At 73.4% G+C, this 18,473-nt stretch carries 18 protein-coding genes and 1 tRNA gene; 17 read left to right on the forward strand and 2 right to left on the reverse strand.

Annotated elements, in window-relative coordinates:
- Positions 1–54 precede the first annotated feature (54 nt).
- From rpsI to tsf, 3 genes are all read left to right on the forward strand, one after another.
- Entirely contained in the window at positions 55–444 is a 390-nt protein-coding gene (rpsI, locus tag RQM47_RS02400; RefSeq protein ID WP_311662873.1) for a 30S ribosomal protein S9, read from the forward strand.
- A 234-nt stretch (positions 445–678) separates the two neighbouring features.
- Entirely contained in the window at positions 679–1,503 is an 825-nt protein-coding gene (gene rpsB / locus RQM47_RS02405) for a 30S ribosomal protein S2 (protein ID WP_314007238.1), read from the forward strand.
- Positions 1,504–1,668: 165 nt separating this feature from the next.
- Complete coding sequence (gene tsf, locus RQM47_RS02410) at positions 1,669–2,499, forward strand: translation elongation factor Ts (protein ID WP_311662871.1); 831 nt, start codon at positions 1,669–1,671, stop codon at positions 2,497–2,499.
- 141 nt (positions 2,500–2,640) lie between these two features.
- Here tsf and RQM47_RS02415 read toward each other — a convergent pair whose 3' ends face one another.
- Entirely contained in the window at positions 2,641–3,498 is an 858-nt protein-coding gene (locus RQM47_RS02415; protein ID WP_314007240.1) for a hypothetical protein, read from the reverse strand.
- Positions 3,499–3,550: 52 nt separating this feature from the next.
- Complete coding sequence (locus RQM47_RS02420) at positions 3,551–4,138, reverse strand: TetR family transcriptional regulator (protein ID WP_314007241.1); 588 nt, start codon at positions 4,136–4,138, stop codon at positions 3,551–3,553.
- 210 nt (positions 4,139–4,348) lie between these two features.
- Between RQM47_RS02420 and pyrH the strand changes: the two genes are divergently transcribed.
- From pyrH to RQM47_RS02490, 14 genes are all read left to right on the forward strand, one after another.
- The gene (gene pyrH / locus RQM47_RS02425) at positions 4,349–5,134 is read left to right on the forward strand and encodes a UMP kinase (RefSeq protein ID WP_311662868.1); all 786 of its coding nucleotides are present in this window, start codon (positions 4,349–4,351) and stop codon (positions 5,132–5,134) included.
- Between the two features lie 75 nt (positions 5,135–5,209).
- Entirely contained in the window at positions 5,210–5,779 is a 570-nt protein-coding gene (gene frr, locus RQM47_RS02430; protein WP_311662867.1) for a ribosome recycling factor, read from the forward strand.
- A 103-nt stretch (positions 5,780–5,882) separates the two neighbouring features.
- Positions 5,883–5,970, forward strand: a tRNA-Ser gene (locus RQM47_RS02435).
- A 79-nt stretch (positions 5,971–6,049) separates the two neighbouring features.
- On the forward strand, positions 6,050–6,928 hold the full coding sequence (locus RQM47_RS02440) for a YicC/YloC family endoribonuclease (RefSeq protein ID WP_314007243.1): 879 nt from the start codon (positions 6,050–6,052) through the stop codon (positions 6,926–6,928).
- A gap of 98 nt (positions 6,929–7,026) precedes the next feature.
- A complete protein-coding gene (gmk, locus tag RQM47_RS02445) occupies positions 7,027–7,593 on the forward strand; it encodes a guanylate kinase (RefSeq protein WP_314007245.1) in 567 nt (188 codons plus the stop codon).
- Positions 7,594–7,650: 57 nt separating this feature from the next.
- Positions 7,651–7,962 carry a DNA-directed RNA polymerase subunit omega gene (locus RQM47_RS02450; RefSeq protein ID WP_311662864.1) on the forward strand — a complete coding sequence of 104 codons (312 nt, stop codon included), beginning with the start codon at positions 7,651–7,653 and terminating at the stop codon, positions 7,960–7,962.
- A gap of 69 nt (positions 7,963–8,031) precedes the next feature.
- On the forward strand, positions 8,032–9,360 hold the full coding sequence (locus RQM47_RS02455; RefSeq protein WP_314007246.1) for a bifunctional phosphopantothenoylcysteine decarboxylase/phosphopantothenate synthase: 1,329 nt from the start codon (positions 8,032–8,034) through the stop codon (positions 9,358–9,360).
- The gene (locus RQM47_RS02460) at positions 9,357–10,001 is read left to right on the forward strand and encodes an SGNH/GDSL hydrolase family protein (protein WP_314007249.1); all 645 of its coding nucleotides are present in this window, start codon (positions 9,357–9,359) and stop codon (positions 9,999–10,001) included. Before RQM47_RS02455 ends, RQM47_RS02460 begins: the two co-directional genes overlap by 4 nt.
- 338 nt (positions 10,002–10,339) lie before the next feature.
- The gene (locus RQM47_RS02465) at positions 10,340–11,359 is read left to right on the forward strand and encodes a uracil-DNA glycosylase (RefSeq protein ID WP_314007252.1); all 1,020 of its coding nucleotides are present in this window, start codon (positions 10,340–10,342) and stop codon (positions 11,357–11,359) included.
- 66 nt (positions 11,360–11,425) lie between these two features.
- Entirely contained in the window at positions 11,426–13,033 is a 1,608-nt protein-coding gene (gene dnaB / locus RQM47_RS02470; protein ID WP_314007255.1) for a replicative DNA helicase, read from the forward strand.
- Between the two features lie 112 nt (positions 13,034–13,145).
- Positions 13,146–15,623: a zinc-dependent metalloprotease gene (locus RQM47_RS02475; protein WP_314007257.1), complete on the forward strand. Its 2,478-nt coding sequence runs from the start codon at positions 13,146–13,148 to the stop codon at positions 15,621–15,623.
- 325 nt (positions 15,624–15,948) lie between these two features.
- The gene (locus RQM47_RS02480; RefSeq protein WP_314007259.1) at positions 15,949–16,443 is read left to right on the forward strand and encodes a flavodoxin family protein; all 495 of its coding nucleotides are present in this window, start codon (positions 15,949–15,951) and stop codon (positions 16,441–16,443) included.
- Between the two features lie 135 nt (positions 16,444–16,578).
- A complete protein-coding gene (gene msrB / locus RQM47_RS02485; protein WP_314007262.1) occupies positions 16,579–17,085 on the forward strand; it encodes a peptide-methionine (R)-S-oxide reductase MsrB in 507 nt (168 codons plus the stop codon).
- A 205-nt stretch (positions 17,086–17,290) separates the two neighbouring features.
- A complete protein-coding gene (locus tag RQM47_RS02490; protein WP_314007265.1) occupies positions 17,291–18,415 on the forward strand; it encodes a M14 family zinc carboxypeptidase in 1,125 nt (374 codons plus the stop codon).
- The last annotated feature ends 58 nt before the right edge of the window (positions 18,416–18,473 follow it).

Genomic DNA, 18,473 nt, shown 5'->3' on the forward strand with positions numbered 1-18,473 from the left:
CCCCGTGCCCACGCCGGACTGTACCCCGAACCCTGTATCCTGTACCCCGCATCTATGGCAACCCAGTACCAGGCCGTCGGCCGCCGCAAAACGTCGGTCGCCCGCGTCTACCTCCGCCCCGGCTCCGGCAACGTCGTCGTCAATAAGCGCGAGCTCAAGGAGTACCTCCCGACCGAGATCCGCCAGCGCGCCGCCACCGCCCCGCTCGACCTGACGGAGCTCCGCGGCCAGTTCGACGTCCTCGTCAACGCGAAGGGCGGCGGGCTCACCGGCCAGGCCGAGGCCATCCAGCTCGGCATCGCCCGCGCGCTGATCGACTTCAACGAGGACCTCCGCAAGCCGCTCCGCGACGCCGGCTACCTCACGCGCGACCCCCGCATGGTCGAGCGCAAAAAGCCCGGCCAGCCCAAGGCCCGCAAGAAGTTCCAGTTCTCGAAGCGCTAGGCTTCGCGGGTACGAGGTACAGGGTACTCGGTACGCCGCTCCCGGAGTTCGTACCCCGCACCTGGTACCCCGTACTGCATTCATCCCCCACCCCGCCCGACGCGCGGCCGGGTGCCCGCCGACCGACCGGTCGGACCGCCCTCGGGCGGGGCGGGTCGGCCGCGCGAGCGACGGCGGGGGAGGCCCCAACCACCCCGCCCGGCCCTCCGCGGCCGGCGACTGCCCACAGCCAACATGGCCCGCCTTCCGATCGAAGACCTGCTCCGCGCAGGCGCCCACTTCGGCCACCTCACGAGCCGGTGGAACCCGAAGATGGCCCCGTACATCTTCATGGAGAGGAACGGGATCCACATCCTCGACCTCAAGCAGACCCAGACGCTCCTCGACCAGGCCGCCGAGGCCGCCGCGCGGTTCGCGTCGCAGGGCCGGAACATCCTCTTTATCGGCACCAAGAAGCAGGCTCAGAACGTGGTCCGCGAGGAGGCCGAGCGGTGCGGGATGCCCTACGCGGTCGACCGCTGGCTGGGCGGGATGCTCACCAACTTCCAGACCATCCGCGGCAGCCTCCGGCGCATGGAGACGCTCCGCCGCGAGGAGGCCGACGGCTCCGTCGCCGGGCTCAAGAAGAAGGAGCGGCTCATGCGCTCGCGCGAGCTCGAAAAGCTCGAGCGCGTGCTCGGCGGCATCTCCGACATGAACAAGGTGCCCGGCGCCCTCTTCGTCGTCGACGTCAAGCGCGAGCACATCGCCGTCGACGAGGCCCGCAAGCTGGGCATCCCGGTCATCGCCCTCGTCGACTCCAACGTCGACCCCGACCTCGTCGACTTCCCGATCCCGGCCAACGACGACGCCATGAAGTCGGTGGCGCTGTTCACGCGCGTCATCGCCGACGCCATCATCGAGGGCCGGCAGTCCGGGCTCGCCAAGCGCGAGGAGGCCGCCGCCGAGGCCGCGACGCGCGCCGCCGAGGCCGAGGAGACGGCCAAGAAGGGCGACGACGAGACCGAGGGGACCGAGGAGGTCGTCACGCTCGCCGACGCCGAGACCGACAACAGCTAGAGGGCTCCACCCCGCCCTCGGGCCGCTCCGCCGGGGCCGCCCACGCCGCCCGACGGGGACACGCCGCGCCGCCCGGCCCGTCGTGTCCCCGTCTCGCTTTCGGGGCTACGTGCCCGTCGGGTCCGCCCCGCCCGACCCCGCATCCGACATTCCAGACCGACCGACATGGCAATCTCCGCACAAGACGTAAAGCAGCTCCGCGAGGCCACCGGCGCGGGCATGATGGACTGCAAAAAGGCGCTCGTCGAGGCCGACGGCGACTTCGACCAGGCCATCGACATCCTCCGCAAAAAGGGCCAGAAGGTGGCCGCCAGCCGCTCCGACCGTGACGCCACCGAGGGCGCCATTGTGACCGCGACGACCGACAGCGGCGACGTCGGCGTGATCGTCGAGGTCAACTCCGAGACCGACTTCGTTGCCCGCAACGACCAGTTCGTCACGTTCGCCCAGAAGGTCGCCGACGCCCTCCTCGACGCCCGCCCCGCCGACCTCGACGCCGCGCAGGCGGTCCCGGTCGACGGCCAGCCGCTCGGCGAGGCGCTGACGGCCATGACGGGCAAGATCGGCGAGAAGATCGACGTCCGCCGCTTCGAGACCGTCGAGGCCCAGGACGGCGGGACCGTCGTCGACTACATCCACCCCGGCGCTAAGCTGGGCGTGCTCGTCGAGATGACGGGCTCGGGCGACCTCGCCGAGGCCGGCCGCGACGTGGCGATGCAGGCCGCGGCCATGAACCCCGTGGCCGCCACGCGCGCCGACGTCTCGCAGGAGACGCAGGACAAGGAGCGCGAGATCGGCCGCGAGCAGGCCCGCGCCGAGGGCAAGCCCGACCAGATCCTCGACAAGATCGCCGAGGGCAAGCTCACGCGGTACTTCAAGGACAACGTGCTCGTCGAGCAGCCGTTCGTGAAAGACTCCTCGATGACCGTCGAGCAGATGCTGAAAAAGCAGGACGCCGAGCTCCGCCGGTTCGTCCGCTTCGCCCTCGGCGGGTGACGGATGCGGGCGGGGCGGGCGACCTGCCCGCTGCCCGCTCGCACGAGGCGCGGCCGCCTCTCCGCCGACGACGTCCTGACCACCCCGCCCGGCGCTGCCCGGGCGGGGTGGCGCCGTTTGGGGCGGGGTGGTCGACGCCCGTCAGCGATCGACGGGGCGGAAGTGCGTCCGGTTCTGGAACGACCGCCGCCGCCGCTCGCCGGGCGCGGCGACGGTCGTCTTGAGCGCCCGGAGCGTCCGCCATACCGGCCCGATGTGACGGAGCCGCTGCCGGAGGCCGTGGACGAGCGGGCTCTGGCCGGCGGTCCGCTCGCCCGCATGGTCGGCCCAGATCATGGCGTAGTCGCTCTGCTGGGGCCACTCGGCGAACACCGGCACGTCGGCCGTGCGTCGGGCCTGGACCATGACGAACGTGGGCCGCTCGTTGACGATCTGGACGCGAGAGCGCACCGATGCCGGGTCCGTCACCTGGTACCAGCCGCCGCCCTCTTCGGCCAGCACCACCCGGCCGATCTCGTACCCGTTGGCCGGCGAGAGCGCCCGGAAGAAAAGCTCCGGGCTGGCCTGGTGGAATCCGTGGCCCAGAAAGTTGTTAGCCGGGTTGATCGTGATCAGGTGGCCTCCCACGGCCACCATCTCCATCGCGTTCTTGAGCCCGACGGCGTAGTTGAACACGTGCTCCAACGTCCCCGCGTCGATCACGGCCGAGTACCGCGCCTTGTGCTCCTCGCCGACGGGTTCGTTGAGGTCGTGCAGGATCCGAGCGCCTTCGTAGTCGGACACGTCGAGCGCGGCGACGTCGTCGGCCCCTAGGTGCCGGAGAAAGCCGGGGCCGTCGGTGAGCGGCGCGTCGGCAAGCCCGTAGTCGGCCAGGATCCGGGCTCGCTCCTCGGGGGCGAGGTGGAGGTCTTGGTGGCCGAGGGTGAGCGTCCGCTCGAACGAGGCCCCGCGCTCGCGCGCCGAGAGGAGAAAGCGGGCGCCGTTCGAGTCAAAGCCCATCGTGCGTCGGGGAGAGCCGCCAAGCTACGCCCCCGACCCGCCACCCCGCCCGCTAGGCCCCGTCGATGAGGCGCTGGAGGACGGCGCCGAGGTGGCCCGCGAGCGCCGCCCGGTCGCCGTCGGCGAGGGCCGGCACGGCGGCCACGTCGCGCCCGAGCGCGAACCCGAACAGGACGGCCGCGACGAGCCCGGCCCGCTCCCGGGCGTCCGCCCCGCCCAGCCAGGCCGCGAGCGGGGCGGCGACGTCGTCGGCGAGCGCCGCGCGGAGGACGCCGCCGGCCTCGGGCGACGCGGCCGACCGGAGGAGCACGAGCGTCGGGTCGAAGCCGCCCGGCCGGGGCCGCACGAGGTAGCGCGCGAGGCGGTCGCCCAGCGTGGCGCGGTCGCCCACGAGGAGGTTGCCGACCGTGAAGCTCTCGGCGACGGCCTCCTGGAACAGCCCCAGCTTCGACCCGAAGTAGCGGTTGATGAGCGCCGCGTTGACGTCTGCCGTCGCCGCGATCTCGCGGACGCCGACGTGGTCGTAGCCCCGCTCGGAGAACAGGCGCCGCGCGCCGCGCAGGAGCGCCCGGCGCGTGACCTCCCGCGAGCCCTCGCCGGGGCGGGGCGGGTCGGCGGGGGCGGCGGGCGGGGCGGGCATGGGCAACGCGGAGCGCGCGGGCGGGGCGGCCAAAGCTAAACCGCCCCGCCCCGCTGGGCTCCGCCCACGGCGCCGGCGGGCTCGCTCTACGCGGCGATTTCGGGCGGGGCGGCCGCCGCCGCGTTGCCCGGCGCCGCGGCGCCGGCGTACCTTCCGCGTGCCCCGCCGCCCCGCCCGAGCGGCTTTTTTGGTCCTGCCGCCCCGCCCCCCATGCCCCCCGAGGCCGACGACGAGCACCCGACGACGACCGGCGGCCTGCGATACCGCCGCGTGCTCCTCAAGCTGAGCGGGGAGGCCCTGCTCGGCGAGCGCGAGTTCGGGATCGACCACGGCGTCCTCGGCCGCTACGCCGCCGACGTCAAGGAGGCCGTCGACGCCGGCGCCCAGGTGGCGCTCGTCATCGGCGGGGGCAACATCTTCCGCGGCGTCTCGCCGCAGGGCGCCCAGATGTCGAGCCGCGCGCACGCCGACTACATGGGCATGCTGGCGACCATGATCAACGCGATGGCGCTCCAGGACGCGCTCGAAGCGGTCGGCCTCGACACGCGGCTGGTCTCGGCCATCGACATGAACGAGATCGCCGAGCCGTTCATCCGCCGCCGCGCGATCCGCCACCTCGAAAAGGGCCGGGTCGTCGTGTTCGGGGCCGGCACCGGCCACCCGTACTTCTCGACCGACACGGCCGCCGCGCTCCGCGCCGCCGAGGTCGACGCCGAGGTCATCCTCAAGGGCACCCGCGTTGACGGCGTGTTCACGGCCGACCCCGAGACTGACGCCGACGCCCAGCGCTACCACACGATCCACGGCGCCGAGGTCATCCAGCGCGACCTCCAGGTCATGGACCTCACGGCCGTCACGCTCGCCAAGGAGGGCGGGCTCCCGCTCATCGTGTTCGACATGAACCGGCCGGGCGCCCTCACGCGCGTCCTGCGCGGCGAGAACGTCGGGACGACGGTCCACTGGGACGTCGACCTCGAGCCCGTCGTCTTCGCCTAGCCCGCCCCGCCCCGCCCCGGAGCAGACGGTCCGGGCGGGGCGGGCGCTTTCCTCCCCCCACCCCGCCCGCACACCATGATCGACCCGCAGCTCCAGGAGGCCCTCGACGAGGCCGAGATGCAGATGGACGCCGCCCTCGACCACCTCGTCAGCGAGCTCGCGACGGTCCGCGCCGGCCGCGCCGCGCCCCAGATGCTCGACAGCGTCCGCGTGGAGGCGTACGGGAGCACGATGCCGCTGAACCAGGTGGCGAACGTGGCCGCGCCCCAGGCCGACCTCCTCACGGTCGCCCCGTACGACAAGGGCACGATCGGGGCCATCGAGCGCGGGATCGCGAACGCCAACCTGGGCCTGAACCCGACCAACAACGGCCAGCAGATCCTGATCTCGATCCCGCCGCTGACCGAGGAGCGCCGCCGCGATCTCGCCAAAACGGCCCGGACCAAGGGCGAGGAGGCCAAAATCTCGATCCGCAACGCGCGCCGCACGGCCAAGGACCAGATCAAGAAGACGTCGCGGGCCGAGTCGCTCTCCGAGGACATGGAGTACGAGGCCGAGGGCGGGCTCCAGGAGATGACCGACCGCTACACGGGCCGCATCGACCGGACGCTCGAGGCCAAGGAGGCCGACATCATGAAGGTCTAGGAATGTGGAAGTGAGAACGCGGAATGGTGAAGGGGCCGTCAGGACGGGCGGGGCGGCTCTCGGACTCCCTTCCGCGTTCTACATTCCTCATTCCGCATTCCCCGGAGAGGTGCCCGAGTGGCTGAAGGGGCGCGCCTGGAAAGCGCGTGTGCCGGTTTCCGGTACCGAGGGTTCGAATCCCTCTCTCTCCGCACGGAGCCCCGGCCCTGCCCCGCAGGCCGGGGCTCTTCCGTACCGACCGCCCCGCCCCGTTCTGCCCCGCCCCGCCCCATGATCCGCAGCATGACCGGGTTCGGACGGGGGAGCGCCGCCGCTGACGGCGCCGAGGCGACCGTCGAGGTCCGCACGGTCAACGGCCGCTACGCCGAGGCCACGGTCCGCGGGCTGGGCGATCTGGCCGAGCACGAGACGGCGGTGCAGTCCACCGTAAAGGAGGCCATCGGGCGCGGCACGGCGACCGTCCACGTGTCGCTGAGCCGCGCGGGCGGGGCGGCGAGCGGCCTGCGCGTGGACGCCGAGACGGCCCGCGCGGCGGGCGCCCTGCTCCGCGAGGCGGCCGAGGACGCCGGGCTCGCCGCCGCCGCCGTCACGCTGGCCGACGTGCTCCGCCTGCCCGACGTGCTCGTGGCCCGCCCCGCCCCCGACGACGGGGCGGGGTGGCGGGCGGTCCAGGCGGCGCTGGCCGAGGCGCTCGGCGCCCTCGACGCCATGCGCCGGGCCGAGGGCGCGGCGCTCCGCGACGACCTCGTCGCCCGCGCCGACGCCATCGAGGGCGGGGCGGCGGCCGTCGAGGCGCGGGCGCCGGAGCGGACCGCGGAGGCCCGCGCGCGGCTCCACGAGCGCCTCGACGAGTTCGTGGCGGCGGGGCAGCTCGAACCCGGCCGCCTCGAAGCCGAGGCCGTCCTGCTCGCCGACCGGCTCGACGTGACCGAGGAGGCCGTCCGCCTGCGGTCGCACCTGGGCCAGTTCCGTGAGGCGCTGGCGCTGGACGAGCCGGTGGGGCGGCGGCTCAACTTTCTCGCCCAGGAGATCGGCCGCGAGGTCAACACGGTCGGCTCGAAGGCCAACGACGCCGAGCTCACGCGGCTCGCGGTCGCCATGAAGGAGGAGGTCGAGAAGATCCGCGAGCAGGTCCAGAACGTGGTCTGAACGCTGAACGCTGAACGGCGAATGCTGAAGGGGTGTTCGACGAGCGAGACCGCCCACCCCGCCCCTTCGTCGTTCATCATTCATCGTTCAGCGTTCTCATGAAGCTCCTCGTGCTCACCGCCCCGAGCGGCGCCGGCAAGACGACGATCGCGCGGCGGCTGATGGCCGAGGTGCCCGGCCTCCAGTTCTCGGTGAGCGCGACGACGCGCGAGCCGCGCCCGGCCGAGGCCCACGGGGTCGACTACTTTTTCCTCTCGCCCGAGGAGTTCCTGCACCGCCTGAGCGCCGGCGACTTCGTCGAGCACGAGGAGGTCTACCCCGGCCGGTTCTACGGGACGCTCCGCGAGGAGGTCGAGCGAACGGCGCGGGCCGAGGGCGTCCGCGCCGTAGTCTTGGACATCGACGTCAAGGGGGCGCTCAACGTGAAGCGGCTCTTCGGCGGCGCCGCGCTCACGCTCTTCGTCGAGCCGCCCAGCCTGGCCGCCCTCGCCGACCGGCTCCACGCGCGCGGGACCGAGGACGAGGAGCGGATCGCCGTCCGCCTCGAACGGGCCAAGATGGAGCTCGGCTACGCCCACGAGTTCGACGCGACCGTCGTCAACGACGATTTGGAGCGGGCCGTCGGCGAGACGACCGCGCGCGTCCGCGCTTTCCTGGATTCTTAGCCCCGCCCCGCCCCGCCCGCGCGTACGCTCTCTAGCTACCCGCTCCCCCTCCGACCCATGGCGATCCAGACCCTCGACACGACGAAGCTGGCCGACGAGACCGGCAACCTCTACGAGACCGTGACGGTGATCTCGAAGCGAGCGCGCCAGCTCGCCTCGAAGACGAAGGCCGAGCTCGACCAGCGGCTGAGCTACTTCGAGGACCTCGCGCTCGACCCGGCCGAGGAGCTCCGCTCGAACGAGGACCAGCTCCGCATCTCGCTCGAGTACGAGCGCCAGCCGAAGCCCAGCCGCGCGGCCATCGAGGAGCTCCAGGACGGCGAGCTCTACTTCCGCAACCCGACCGCCAGCGAAGGCGACGGAGCCTAGAGCTGGTACAGGGTACTTGGTACGGGGTGCGTCCTCCCCCGAAGAGCGACGGCTCCACCCCGCCCCGCTGTGCCGCTCGAAGGCAAAAAGATCGTCCTCGGCATCACGGGGAGCATCGCGGCCTATAAAGCCGCCGACCTCGTGCGGCGCCTCGTCAAGGGCGGGGCGGACGTCCAGCCGGTGATGACGGCGGCGGCGGCCCGCTTTATCCCGCCGCTGACCGTCGCGACGCTGGCCGGGCGCGAGGTGCTCGGGCCGCTGTTCCCCGACGCCGGCGCGGCGCAGACGGCGTGGACCAAGCACGTCGAGCTCGGGCTCTGGGCCGACGGCGTCGTCGTCGCCCCGGCGACGGCGCAGACGCTGGCGAAGCTGGCCGGCGGCTTCTGCGACTCGATGCTCACGGCCGTCGTGCTCTCGGCGCGGTGCCCGGTCCTGGTGGCGCCGGCCATGGACCACGACATGTGGGGCCACCCGGCCACCCGGCGCAACGTGGCGACGCTCCAGGCCGACGGCGTGACGGTCGTCCACCCCGCCCACGGGGAACTGGCGTCGGGGCTCGTCGGCGACGGCCGCCTGCCGGAGCCCGAGGACCTCGCGCGGCGGATCGGCGAGTGGCTGGCCGCCCCGCCCGGGCGGGGCGGGGAGGGATCGGGAATGGGGAGGGATGAAGAGGGATGGGCAGAGGGTCCAAAGCCGGGCGGGAGCGCTCATCCCTCCATCCTCCATCCCCCATCCCTCTCCGGCGTCCGCGTCCTCGTCACCGCCGGACCGACGCGCGAGGCCATCGACCCGGTCCGGTTCCTGTCCAATAGCTCGACCGGGACCATGGGGTTCGCTGTCGCCGAGGCCGCGGCGCGGCGCGGCGCGCGCGTGACGCTCGTCGCGGGACCGGTCACGCTCGCCACCCCGCCCGGCGTCGAGCGCGTCGACGTCGAGACGGCCGACGAGATGCTGGCGGCCGCGCTCGCCGTCGAGGCCGACCTCGTGGTCGCGGCGGCGGCCGTGAGCGACTACGCGCCGGCCGAGCCCTCGGACCAGAAGCTGAAAAAGGGCGAGGGCGACCTCGTGCTCCGCCTCCGCCGCACGCCCGACGTTCTCGCCGCGCTCGGCGAGCGCCGCCGCGACGGCCAGACGCTCGTCGGCTTCGCCCTCGAAACGCACGACGGCGACGCCCACGCGCGCGCCAAACTGGAGCGGAAGCGGCTCGACTGGATCGCCCTCAACGTGCAGGGCGAGCCGGGCGCGGGCTTCGGCACCGGCACCAACCGCCTGACGCTGCTCGGGCGGGGCGGCCAGCGCGTCGAGATCGCGACGGCGCCCAAGGCCGAGATTGCCGCGGCGCTCCTCGACGTGGTCACGCGCGAGGCCGCCGCGCACGACGTCGCCCCGCCCGCGTGACGCGCCTCTTCTGCCTGGGCGACTCGTACACGGTCGGCGAGGGCGTCGCGCCCGACGAGGCGTGGCCCGCTCGGGTCGCCGCCGCCCTGAGCGCGGGCGGGGTGGACGTCGCCCCGCCCACCGTCGTCGCGCAGACGGGGTGGACGACCAAGGACCTCGCTGCCGCCCTCGACGCCGCCCCGCCCGAAGCCGCCGACGCCGTGACGCTCCTCATCGGCGTGAACGACCAGTACCGGCGGCCCGACGCCGACGCCTACCGCGCCCGGTTCACCACCCTCCTCGCCCGCGCCGCCGCCCTCGCAGGCGGACCGCAAACCGGCGGACCGCAAACCGGCAGGGCGGAGCGCGTCGTCGTCGTCTCGATCCCCGACTGGGGCCGCACGCCGCACGGCGCCGCCCCGCCCGAGGACGCCGACGTGCCCGTGCGGACGCCGGCCGAGATCGGCCGCGAGGTCGACGCCTTCAACGCCGCCGCCCGCGCCGAGGCCGAGGCCGCCGGGGCGAGGTGGGTCGACGTCACGGCCCTCTCGCGGGAGCAGGGTGCGCTCGTCGCCGCCGACGGCCTCCACCCGAATGGAGCGGCCTACGACGCCTGGGCCGAGCGGATCGCGCCGGCCGTCCGCGCGGCGCTCGGGGCCTGAGAGGAGGGGGCGGTTCCGTGCCCGCCCCGCTCGAAGTGCTCTGCGGGCGGGGTGGCGCCTGGAGCACCCTCCGGGTGGGTACCGGGTACGAGGTACGGGGTACGGCCCGATCTAACCTCGGCGCTCGCGTACCTCGTACCGAGTACCCTGTACCTCCCTGCACGGTGCCGTACGGCAGCCCCTCCGTCTCCGCCGCGGGGTGGGGTAGTGCCTGCCGCCCCTCCTCCGCCGCGGGGCGGGGCGGTGAAGGTCGAGCGGGTTGTCCACACCCTTATCCACCGCCGTTGCGGAGGGCCGCCCCGCCCGATACATTGACCGGTCCCCCCCGGACCGTGCCCGTGGCCGACGCCGCCTCTCTCCCCGACCTGCTCCGAGAGGCCCGCGGCCTCCTCGCGCTCCAGCGCGCCATCGTCGGGCCGACGCGGTACCGCGCGGGCGCCGAGCCCGCCGCGGCGGCGGCCCTCGCCGAGGAGCGGCCCGAGTGGGAGCCCCCCGACGACGAGCCGCCGCTCCTCGCAGAGGCCGCGCCCCCCGCCCCCGACGAGCCCCCCCTTCCTGCCGGCCAACGGCAAGCCGAGGGTCACCTCCCGACGGCCGCCCCGCCCGAGACGCCCCGGCGGGGCGGGGCGGCCACTCCGGCGCCCGAGCCCCAGGAGGCCGCCCCGCCCCCCGACGCCCCCGCTTCCCCCGACGACGTGCCCGACCTGTTTGGCGCCCTCCCCGACCCCAGCCAGGACGAGGCCCTCTCGCCCTACGAGCGCATCGAGGCCCTCATCCCCGAGGACTCCCCGCTCCGCGACATGGCCTCGCTCGACGAGGTCTACGCCTGGCTCGACGAGACCGAGCTCGTGCCCATCGACCGCGACCGGATCCACCCGGTCCTGGGCACCGGCGACCCCGACGCCGACCTCATGATCATCGGCGAGGCGCCGGGCGCCGACGAGGACCGCCAGGGCGAGCCGTTCGTCGGCCGGAGCGGGCAGCTCCTGGACAAGATCCTGGAGGCCGTCCTCTTTAAGCGCCCCGAGGTCTACATCACGAACATCCTCAAGAGCCGGCCGCCGAACAACCGAGACCCGCTCGCCGACGAGGTCGAGGCCCACATCCCGATCCTCTACAAGCAGATCGCGCTCGTCCGCCCCAAGGTGCTCCTCGCCGTCGGCAAGAGCGCCGGGAACGGGCTGCTGGGGAAGAAGTCGTCGCTGGCGTCCCTCCGCGGGACGTTCCAGGACTTCTACGGCCTCCCGCTCCTGGTCACGTACCACCCCGCCGCGCTCCTCCGCAACCCCCAGTGGAAGCGGCCCACGTGGGAGGACGTCAAGCTCCTCCGCACCCGCTACGACCAGCTTACCGGGTGATGAGTGACGAGTAAAGGGCGATGAGAAGACGCCCTTCACCCGTCACCCCTCACTCATTACCCGCTCATGCCCGACCCCGACGACTTCCAGCAGCGCCCGCTCCGCATCGACGAGTCGATGCCGGGCGTCCCCATCGAGCGGATGACCGGCGGGAGCCGGCGCCCGCTCAACGTGCTCCCGATGCAGCAGCAGGCGGGGCGGATGCCGCCGCAGGCGACCGAGGTCGAGCAGTCGGTCCTGGGCGCGCTCCTCATCGAGCGCGAGGCGATCCCGAAGGCCATCGAGATCCTCCCGGCCGACGCCTTCTACGACCCCCGCCACCAGCGGATCTTCGAGGCCGTCGAGGCCCTCTTCGAGCGCGGCAACCCGGTCGACCTCATCACGCTCACCGAGGAGCTCAAGCGGCGCGGCGACTACGACGGCATCGGCGGCTACTACCTGACGGAGCTCACGACGCACGTGGCGAGCGCGGCCAACGTCGAGTACCACGCCCGGATCATCGCCGAGAAGAGCCTGCTCCGCAAGCTCATCACGACCATGACCGGCGTGGTCGGCCAGGCCTTCGACCCGACGACGGACGCCTTCGACCTGCTCGACAACGCCGAGCGCGAGATCTTCCAGATCTCGGAGTCCCAGCTCCGTAAGGGGGCCGTGGACATGAACTCCGTCGTGCACCAGACGATGCAGCACCTCGAGTCCATCCACGGGCGCGAGGGCGGCATCACGGGCGTGCCCTCGGGGTTCTCGTCGCTCGACGCCATGACCGGCGGCTGGCAGCCGTCCGACATGGTCATCATCGCGGCGAGGCCATCCATGGGCAAGACCGCGTTCAGCCTCGCCGTCACGCGGAACGCGGCGCTCCACCCCGACAAGCCGGCCGGCGTCGCGTACTTCTCGCTCGAGATGAGCGCGCAGCAGCTCGCGCAGCGCCTGCTCACGTCCGAGGCCCGCGTCGACGCCCAGCGCGCGCGGACGGGCCGGCTCCACGACGACGACTGGCCCAAGCTGGCCCGGGCCGCCGGCCGCCTCTCGGCCGCCTCCATCTTTATCGACGACACGCCGGGCCTGGGCATCCTGGAGCTGCGCGCCAAGTGCCGGCGCCTCAAGGCCGAGCACGGGATCGGCCTCGTCATCGTCGACTACCTCCAGCTCATGCACGGGACGAGCCAGGCGCAGAGCGGGAACCGCGAGCAGGAGATCGCCCAGATCTCGCGGTCGCTGAAGGGGCTCGCCAAGGAGCTCGACGTGCCGGTGCTGGCGCTCTCGCAGCTCAGCCGCGCCGTCGAGACGCGGGGCGGCGACAAGCGGCCGCAGCTCTCGGACCTCCGCGAGTCGGGCTCGATCGAGCAGGACGCCGACGTGGTCATGTTCATCTACCGCGCCGAGCGCTACGGGATCACGGTCGACGAGAACGGGAACTCGACCGAGGGGCTCGGCGAGCTCCTCATCGGGAAGCAGCGGAACGGGCCGATCGGCGACGTCAAGGTGGCGTTCGTGAACCAGTACGCCCGCTTCGAGAACCTCAACTCGTACCTCGCAAGCGACACGTCGGGCGGCTACGACGACTTCTCGCTGCCCCCGTCCGGCACCGCCCCGCCCCCGCCCGGCCCGGGCTACTCGGGCGACGGCGGACCGCCGCCGCTCCCGCCGCCGGCCACCGACGCCCCGTTCTAGCCGCCCCGCCCCCGCCGCGCGCGCCGGGCGGGGTGCGCGGTCGGGCGGGGCGGTACACTGCGCGACCCGACGGCCCGCACGAGACGGCCCTTCCACCGACGCCCCGACGCCCATGACCCGCCTTGCCACCCTCCTCGCCGCCGCGCTCCTCGCAGCCGGCTGCGCGACCACCCAGACGGCCACCCCGCCCGCCGAGAACGGAGCGGACGGGGGCGGGGCGGAAGAGGAGAACGGGATGAAGCCGTTCGCCGAGGTCGTCACGGGCGGGGCGGTCAGCGACGACGGCCTGTTCACGGTCCACCTCGAAGACGACGGCGAGAAGCTGCTGGTCCAGATCCCGGACTCGCTCTTCGGCGCCGAGATGCTCGTCGTGAGCCGCGTCTCGAAGACGACCGAGGGGTTCCAGTACGGCGGGGCCAAGGTGAACACGCAGGCCGTCCGCTGGGAGCGCCAGGGCGACCACGTCCTGCTGCGGACGGTCCAGTACCAGTCGGTCGCCGACCCGGACCTGCCGATCGCGCGGGCCGTCCAGGACGCCCAGTTCGCGCCGATCATCGCGCGCGTGCCGGTCGAGGCCATCGGGCCGGACTCGGCGTCGGTCGTCGTGGACCTGACCGACGCGTTCACGGGCGACACGCCGGTCTTCGGGCTTCCGCAGGGCGCCCGCGAGCAGTTCAAGGTGCGGCGGCTGGACACGGACCGCTCGTTCCTGGCCCGCGCCATGTCGTTCCCGCGCAACGTCGAGGTCCGGTCGGTGCTGACGTACGAGGCGGCGGAGCCGCCGGAGAACGCCTCGACCGGCGTGCTCTCCGTCGAGATGGCGCACTCGATGGTCCTGCTCCCCGAGGACAAGATGCGGGCGCGCCGCTACGACCCGCGCGTCGGGTTCTTCACGATCGACCAGGTCGACTACGGGCTCGACGCGCAGCGGGCCGAGGAGCGCCAGTACGTCACGCGCTGGCGGCTCGTGCCCTCCGACATGGAGGCGTACGAGCGGGGCGAGCTCGTCGAGCCGGTCACGCCGATCACGTACTACATCGACCCCGCCACGCCGACCGAGTGGCGGGCGCCGCTGAAGCAGGGCGTCGAGGACTGGAACGTGGCGTTCGAGCAGGCCGGGTTCAAGAACGCGATCCGCGCGCTCGACGCGCCCGACGACCCGGAGTGGAGCCCCGAGGACGCCCGCTACTCGACGATCCGCTACTTCCCGTCCGAGACCGAAAACGCCTACGGCCCGCACGTCCACGACCCGCGGACGGGCGAGATCCTGGAGTCCGACATCGGGTGGTACCACAACGTGATGAACCTGCTCCGCAACTGGTACTTCGTGCAGACGGCGGCCGTGAACCCGGACGCGCGGGCGCCCCGGTTCCGCCAGGAGGTGATGAGTGAGCTCGTCCGGTTCGTCTCGGCCCACGAGGTCGGCCACACGCTGGGGCTCCCGCACAACTGGATCTCGTCGACGGCCTACCCCGTCGACAGCCTGCGCAGCCCGACGTTCACGGCGGCCCACGGGACGGCCCCGTCGATCATGGACTATGCCCGGTTCAACTACGTCGCCCAGCCGGGCGACGGCGTGACCCAGCTCATGCCGCGCGTGGGCGAGTACGACAAGTGGGCCGTCGAGTGGGGCTACCGCTACTTCCCCGACGCCCAGACCGAGGCCGAGGAGCGGCGGAAGCTCCAGGCCCTCGTGATGGCGAACCGCGACGACCCGGCGTTCCGCTACGGCGCGCAGACGTTCGACCCGGTCGACCCGCGCTCGCAGTCCGAGGACCTGGGCGACGACGCCGTCTACGCGTCCACGCTGGGGCTCGCCAACCTCAAGCGGATCGTCCCACGGCTGCGCGAGTGGACGGTCGAGGAGGGCGAGGACTACTCGCAGCTCGACGAGCTCTACGGCCAGGTGGCGGGCCAGTGGGCGCGCTATCTCGGCCACGTCTCGCGCGTCGTGGGCGGGGTGACGATCGACCCGAAGTACGCCGACGAGGGCGGGGCGGTCTACCAGCCGGTCGACGCCGAGCGCCAGCGGGCGGCCGTCCGGTTCCTCGTCGACGAGGGGTTCACGACGCCCGAGTGGATGCTCGACACGGCGATCCTGGGGCGGATCGAGGCCGGCGGCATCGCCGACCGCGTCCAGCGGCTCCAGGAGACGGCGCTCGACCGGCTGCTCGACCCGGTCCGCCTGGGACGCATGACCGAGGCGGCGTGGCTCTACGAGGACGCCTTCGAGCCAACTGAGATGATGGCGATGCTGACGGACGGCGTGTGGGCGGAGATCGGGGCGGGGCGGTCCATCGACCCGGCCCGGCGCGCGCTCCAGCGGGCGTTCGTGGCGCGGCTCGGCGAGATCGTGACCGAGGACCCGTCGTCGGTCCCCGAGCAGTTCCGCGACCGGGCCTACGGGTACCGCCCGCAGAGCATCGAGCGCTCGGACGCTCGGCCGCTCGCGCGCGGCGCGCTCCTGTCGCTTGCCGACGACGTCCGCCGGGCGCTCCCTCGCTACGCGGCGGCGGGCGAGCAGGCCGAGCGGTACCACCTGCTCGACGTGCAGGCGCGGATCGACGCGGTCCTGAACCCGGAGGGGTAGGGGAACGCTGAGCCGCCAGGCCGGCGCAGCCAACGGTGAAGGGCCGGCCACCCCGCCCCGCTCGTGCGGGCGGGGCGGCCTCACACGGAAACGCACATCCGCCGCCCCGCCCACGTCTGCGCCGCGGGCGGGGTGGGGCGTTGTCGGTTTGGGTTCAGGTGCGCGTGATCTCCGGCGTTGCATGCAACTACGGAGGGGCGGGGCGGTCGGATCTTGCCGCCCCGCCCCGCCCGCGCGGTCACCATGAATCGCGCGCCTGCCTCGTCCCCGCGCCAGTCGGGGCGGGGTGGTCATCTTCCGCCTTCCGCTCGCCGCCCCGCCCGCCGTGCTCGACCTCACCGCTGCCCACCCCGACGTGCTCGTGCTCGTGGGCACGCAGACCGGCAACTCCGAGGTCGTCGCCGACGCCGTGGCCGAGCGGCTGGGCGACCTGGGGTTCGCGGCCCACGTCCTCGACATGGCCGAGGCCGTGCCCGAGGACCTGGGGGCGTACCGCCAGCTCGTCGCCGTGCTGTGCACGTGGTCGGACGGGACGTACCCCGACAACGCCGTCGACTTTGCCGAGTCGCTGGAGGCCGTCCGCCCCGCCCTCGACGGCGCCGCGTTCGGGGTCGTCGGGCTGGGCGACCGCGACTACGACCCGTACTACCAGACGGCGGCGCTCCGCCTGCGCGACCTGTTTCTAGAGCTGGGCGGGGCGGAGGCTGCGCCGCTCCACGACATCGACGGCGGCCCGACGCCGGCCGACGTCGCGGGCGCCGAGGCGTGGGCCGAGCGCTGCGCGCGGGCCTTCGCGGCGGGCGGGGCGGAAGCGCCGTAGGGGCGACGGACGGCCACCCCGCCCCGTGCGCCGCCACGTCCCACTCTGCCGATGCCGCCGCACGGGCGGGGCGGCGGATCGGGGAAAGACGTGCGGGCGTACCGGCGTCTAGACGCCACATCTTCTCCCCTTCTGATGACTCCGACTGACACCGCATCCCACACGTCTGCCCTCGGCTACGACCTGACCCCGCTCCGCGGCGAGGCCCGCGAGCGCGCCGTCGAGGACGCCGGCCTCACGCACGAGGAGCGCCACATCCTGCTCGACCACGGGACCGAGCGGCCCGGCTGCGGGCTCCTGCTCCACACGAAGGAGGAGGGCCGCTACGCGTGCCACCTGTGCGGGCTCCCGCTCTTCGAGTCCGGCTCGAAGTTCGAGTCTGGTACCGGCTGGCCCAGCTTTTTCCAGCCCGTCGACTCGGAGCACGTCCGCGAGATCGTGGACCGGAGCCTGGGCATGACGCGGACCGAGACGCGGTGCGCGCGGTGCGACGGCCACCTCGGCCACGTCTTCCCCGACGGCCCGCCCCCGACCGGCCAGCGCTACTGCATGAACTCGGCGGCCCTCGAGTTTTTCCCGACCGGCGAGGAGCCCGTCCAGCGGACGGAGGCCGACCCGGCGCCGGACGCCTCGGGCCAGTAGGTCAGTGAGCGGGTAGGTCAGTGGGTCAGGACCATGACGAGCCGCCCCGCCCTGCCCGCGCGTTTGACCGCCCCGCCCGCACGCCGCGAGCGGGGCGGTCGCGCGTCGTAGAGAAACGGGGCGAGCGCCCGGCCGTTTCCGCCCCGCCCGTTGTGCCGCACGGGCGGGGCGGGCACCTTTCCGCCTTCCCCTTCCGCCGTTCCCGATGCGCCTCGCCGACCTCGACCGCCCCGCCCGCTTCCGCACCTCCGACGAGGTGTTCGACGAGATGCGGGCGGCGTGCGAGGCGAACCCCGACCTCGCCCAGTTCGAGACCATCGGGCGGAGCGAGAAGGGGCGCCCGATCGCCGGCGTCACGCTCGGCTACGGGCCGCGCACGGTCACGCTCGTCGCCGGCGCCCACGCCGACGAGCCGGTCGGGCCGGAGACGCTCCGCACGCTCGTCCTCGAGGGGCTCGCCGCCCGCGGCTGGGGCGCCGACGGGGGCGGGGTGGGCGACCTGTTCGAGCGGTTCACGGTCCGCGTCGTCCCCCACGTGAACCCCGACGGCGAGGCGCGCCAATCGTGGATCGAGGCGTGGGACGCCGGCCGCCCCACCCAGACGCTCGGGCGCTTCCTGCGGGGCCGCCGCCGCGAGCCGCCCGGCCGCGACGTCGAGTTCGGGTACCCGGTGATGCGGCCCGAGAACGCCGCCGCCAGCCGGTTCCTGTTCCCCTACGCGCCGGTCGCCCTCCACGCGAGCCTGCACGGGATGGCGTTTTCCGAGGGCGCGCTTCTCCTGATCGAGAAGGACTGGATCGACCGCCCCGCCCTCGGCGCGCTAAAGGCGGGGTTCGAGCGGGCCGCCGCCGAGGCCGGGCTCCGCCTCCACGACCACGACCGGGGCGCCGAGAAGGGCTTCCGCTACGGCGGCCCCGGCTTCTGGACGACGCCCGAGGGCCGCGCCATGCGCGAGCACTTTTTGGAGCGCGGCGACGAGGAGACCGCTGCCAGGTTTTTCCTCTCGTCCATGGAGACCGCCGTCCTCACCGGCCGCAACCGGGCGGGGCGGGGCGGGGCGCAGACCGCCGGGGCGGCCGAGACGCCGCTGTGCCTCGTCACCGAGCTCCCGCTCTTCGTCCTCGGCGCCGACTACGACCGCGAGCCCGGCCGCCCCGCCCTCCTGGAGCGGTTCCGCGAGCGGACGCCCGCGCTCGTCGAGGCCGCCGCCGAGGGCGACGACCTCGCCCCGCACCTGGACGGCCTCGGCCTCCGGTGCCTCGACGTGGGGACGGCCGTCGGCCTCCACCTCCACACGCTGGACCTGGCGCTGAACGTCGTGGGTCCGTAGGTACGGGGTACTCGGTACGGGGTACGGCACGTGACACCCGCAGCGCTCCCGTACCTCG

This window comes from Rubrivirga sp. S365 (assembly GCF_032248475.1).
Taxonomy (GTDB): domain Bacteria; phylum Bacteroidota; class Rhodothermia; order Rhodothermales; family Rubricoccaceae; genus Rubrivirga; species Rubrivirga litoralis.

What these genes read in the sequence shown, in the direction of transcription:
- RQM47_RS02440 (WP_314007243.1), top strand. Translation starts at nt 6,050, where the DNA reads ATGATCCGCAGCATGACCGGGTTCGGACGGGGGAGCGCCGCCGCTGAC.
- RQM47_RS02450 (WP_311662864.1), top strand. Translation starts at nt 7,651, where the DNA reads ATGGCGATCCAGACCCTCGACACGACGAAGCTGGCCGACGAGACCGGC.
- RQM47_RS02420 (WP_314007241.1), bottom strand. Translation starts at nt 4,138, where the DNA reads ATGCCCGCCCCGCCCGCCGCCCCCGCCGACCCGCCCCGCCCCGGCGAG.
- msrB (WP_314007262.1), top strand. Translation starts at nt 16,579, where the DNA reads ATGACTCCGACTGACACCGCATCCCACACGTCTGCCCTCGGCTACGAC.
- RQM47_RS02475 (WP_314007257.1), top strand. Translation starts at nt 13,146, where the DNA reads ATGACCCGCCTTGCCACCCTCCTCGCCGCCGCGCTCCTCGCAGCCGGC.
- RQM47_RS02490 (WP_314007265.1), top strand. Translation starts at nt 17,291, where the DNA reads ATGCGCCTCGCCGACCTCGACCGCCCCGCCCGCTTCCGCACCTCCGAC.
- rpsB (WP_314007238.1), top strand. Translation starts at nt 679, where the DNA reads ATGGCCCGCCTTCCGATCGAAGACCTGCTCCGCGCAGGCGCCCACTTC.
- RQM47_RS02415 (WP_314007240.1), bottom strand. Translation starts at nt 3,498, where the DNA reads ATGGGCTTTGACTCGAACGGCGCCCGCTTTCTCCTCTCGGCGCGCGAG.
- gmk (WP_314007245.1), top strand. Translation starts at nt 7,027, where the DNA reads ATGAAGCTCCTCGTGCTCACCGCCCCGAGCGGCGCCGGCAAGACGACG.
- frr (WP_311662867.1), top strand. Translation starts at nt 5,210, where the DNA reads ATGATCGACCCGCAGCTCCAGGAGGCCCTCGACGAGGCCGAGATGCAG.
- tsf (WP_311662871.1), top strand. Translation starts at nt 1,669, where the DNA reads ATGGCAATCTCCGCACAAGACGTAAAGCAGCTCCGCGAGGCCACCGGC.
- pyrH (WP_311662868.1), top strand. Translation starts at nt 4,349, where the DNA reads ATGCCCCCCGAGGCCGACGACGAGCACCCGACGACGACCGGCGGCCTG.
- rpsI (WP_311662873.1), top strand. Translation starts at nt 55, where the DNA reads ATGGCAACCCAGTACCAGGCCGTCGGCCGCCGCAAAACGTCGGTCGCC.
- dnaB (WP_314007255.1), top strand. Translation starts at nt 11,426, where the DNA reads ATGCCCGACCCCGACGACTTCCAGCAGCGCCCGCTCCGCATCGACGAG.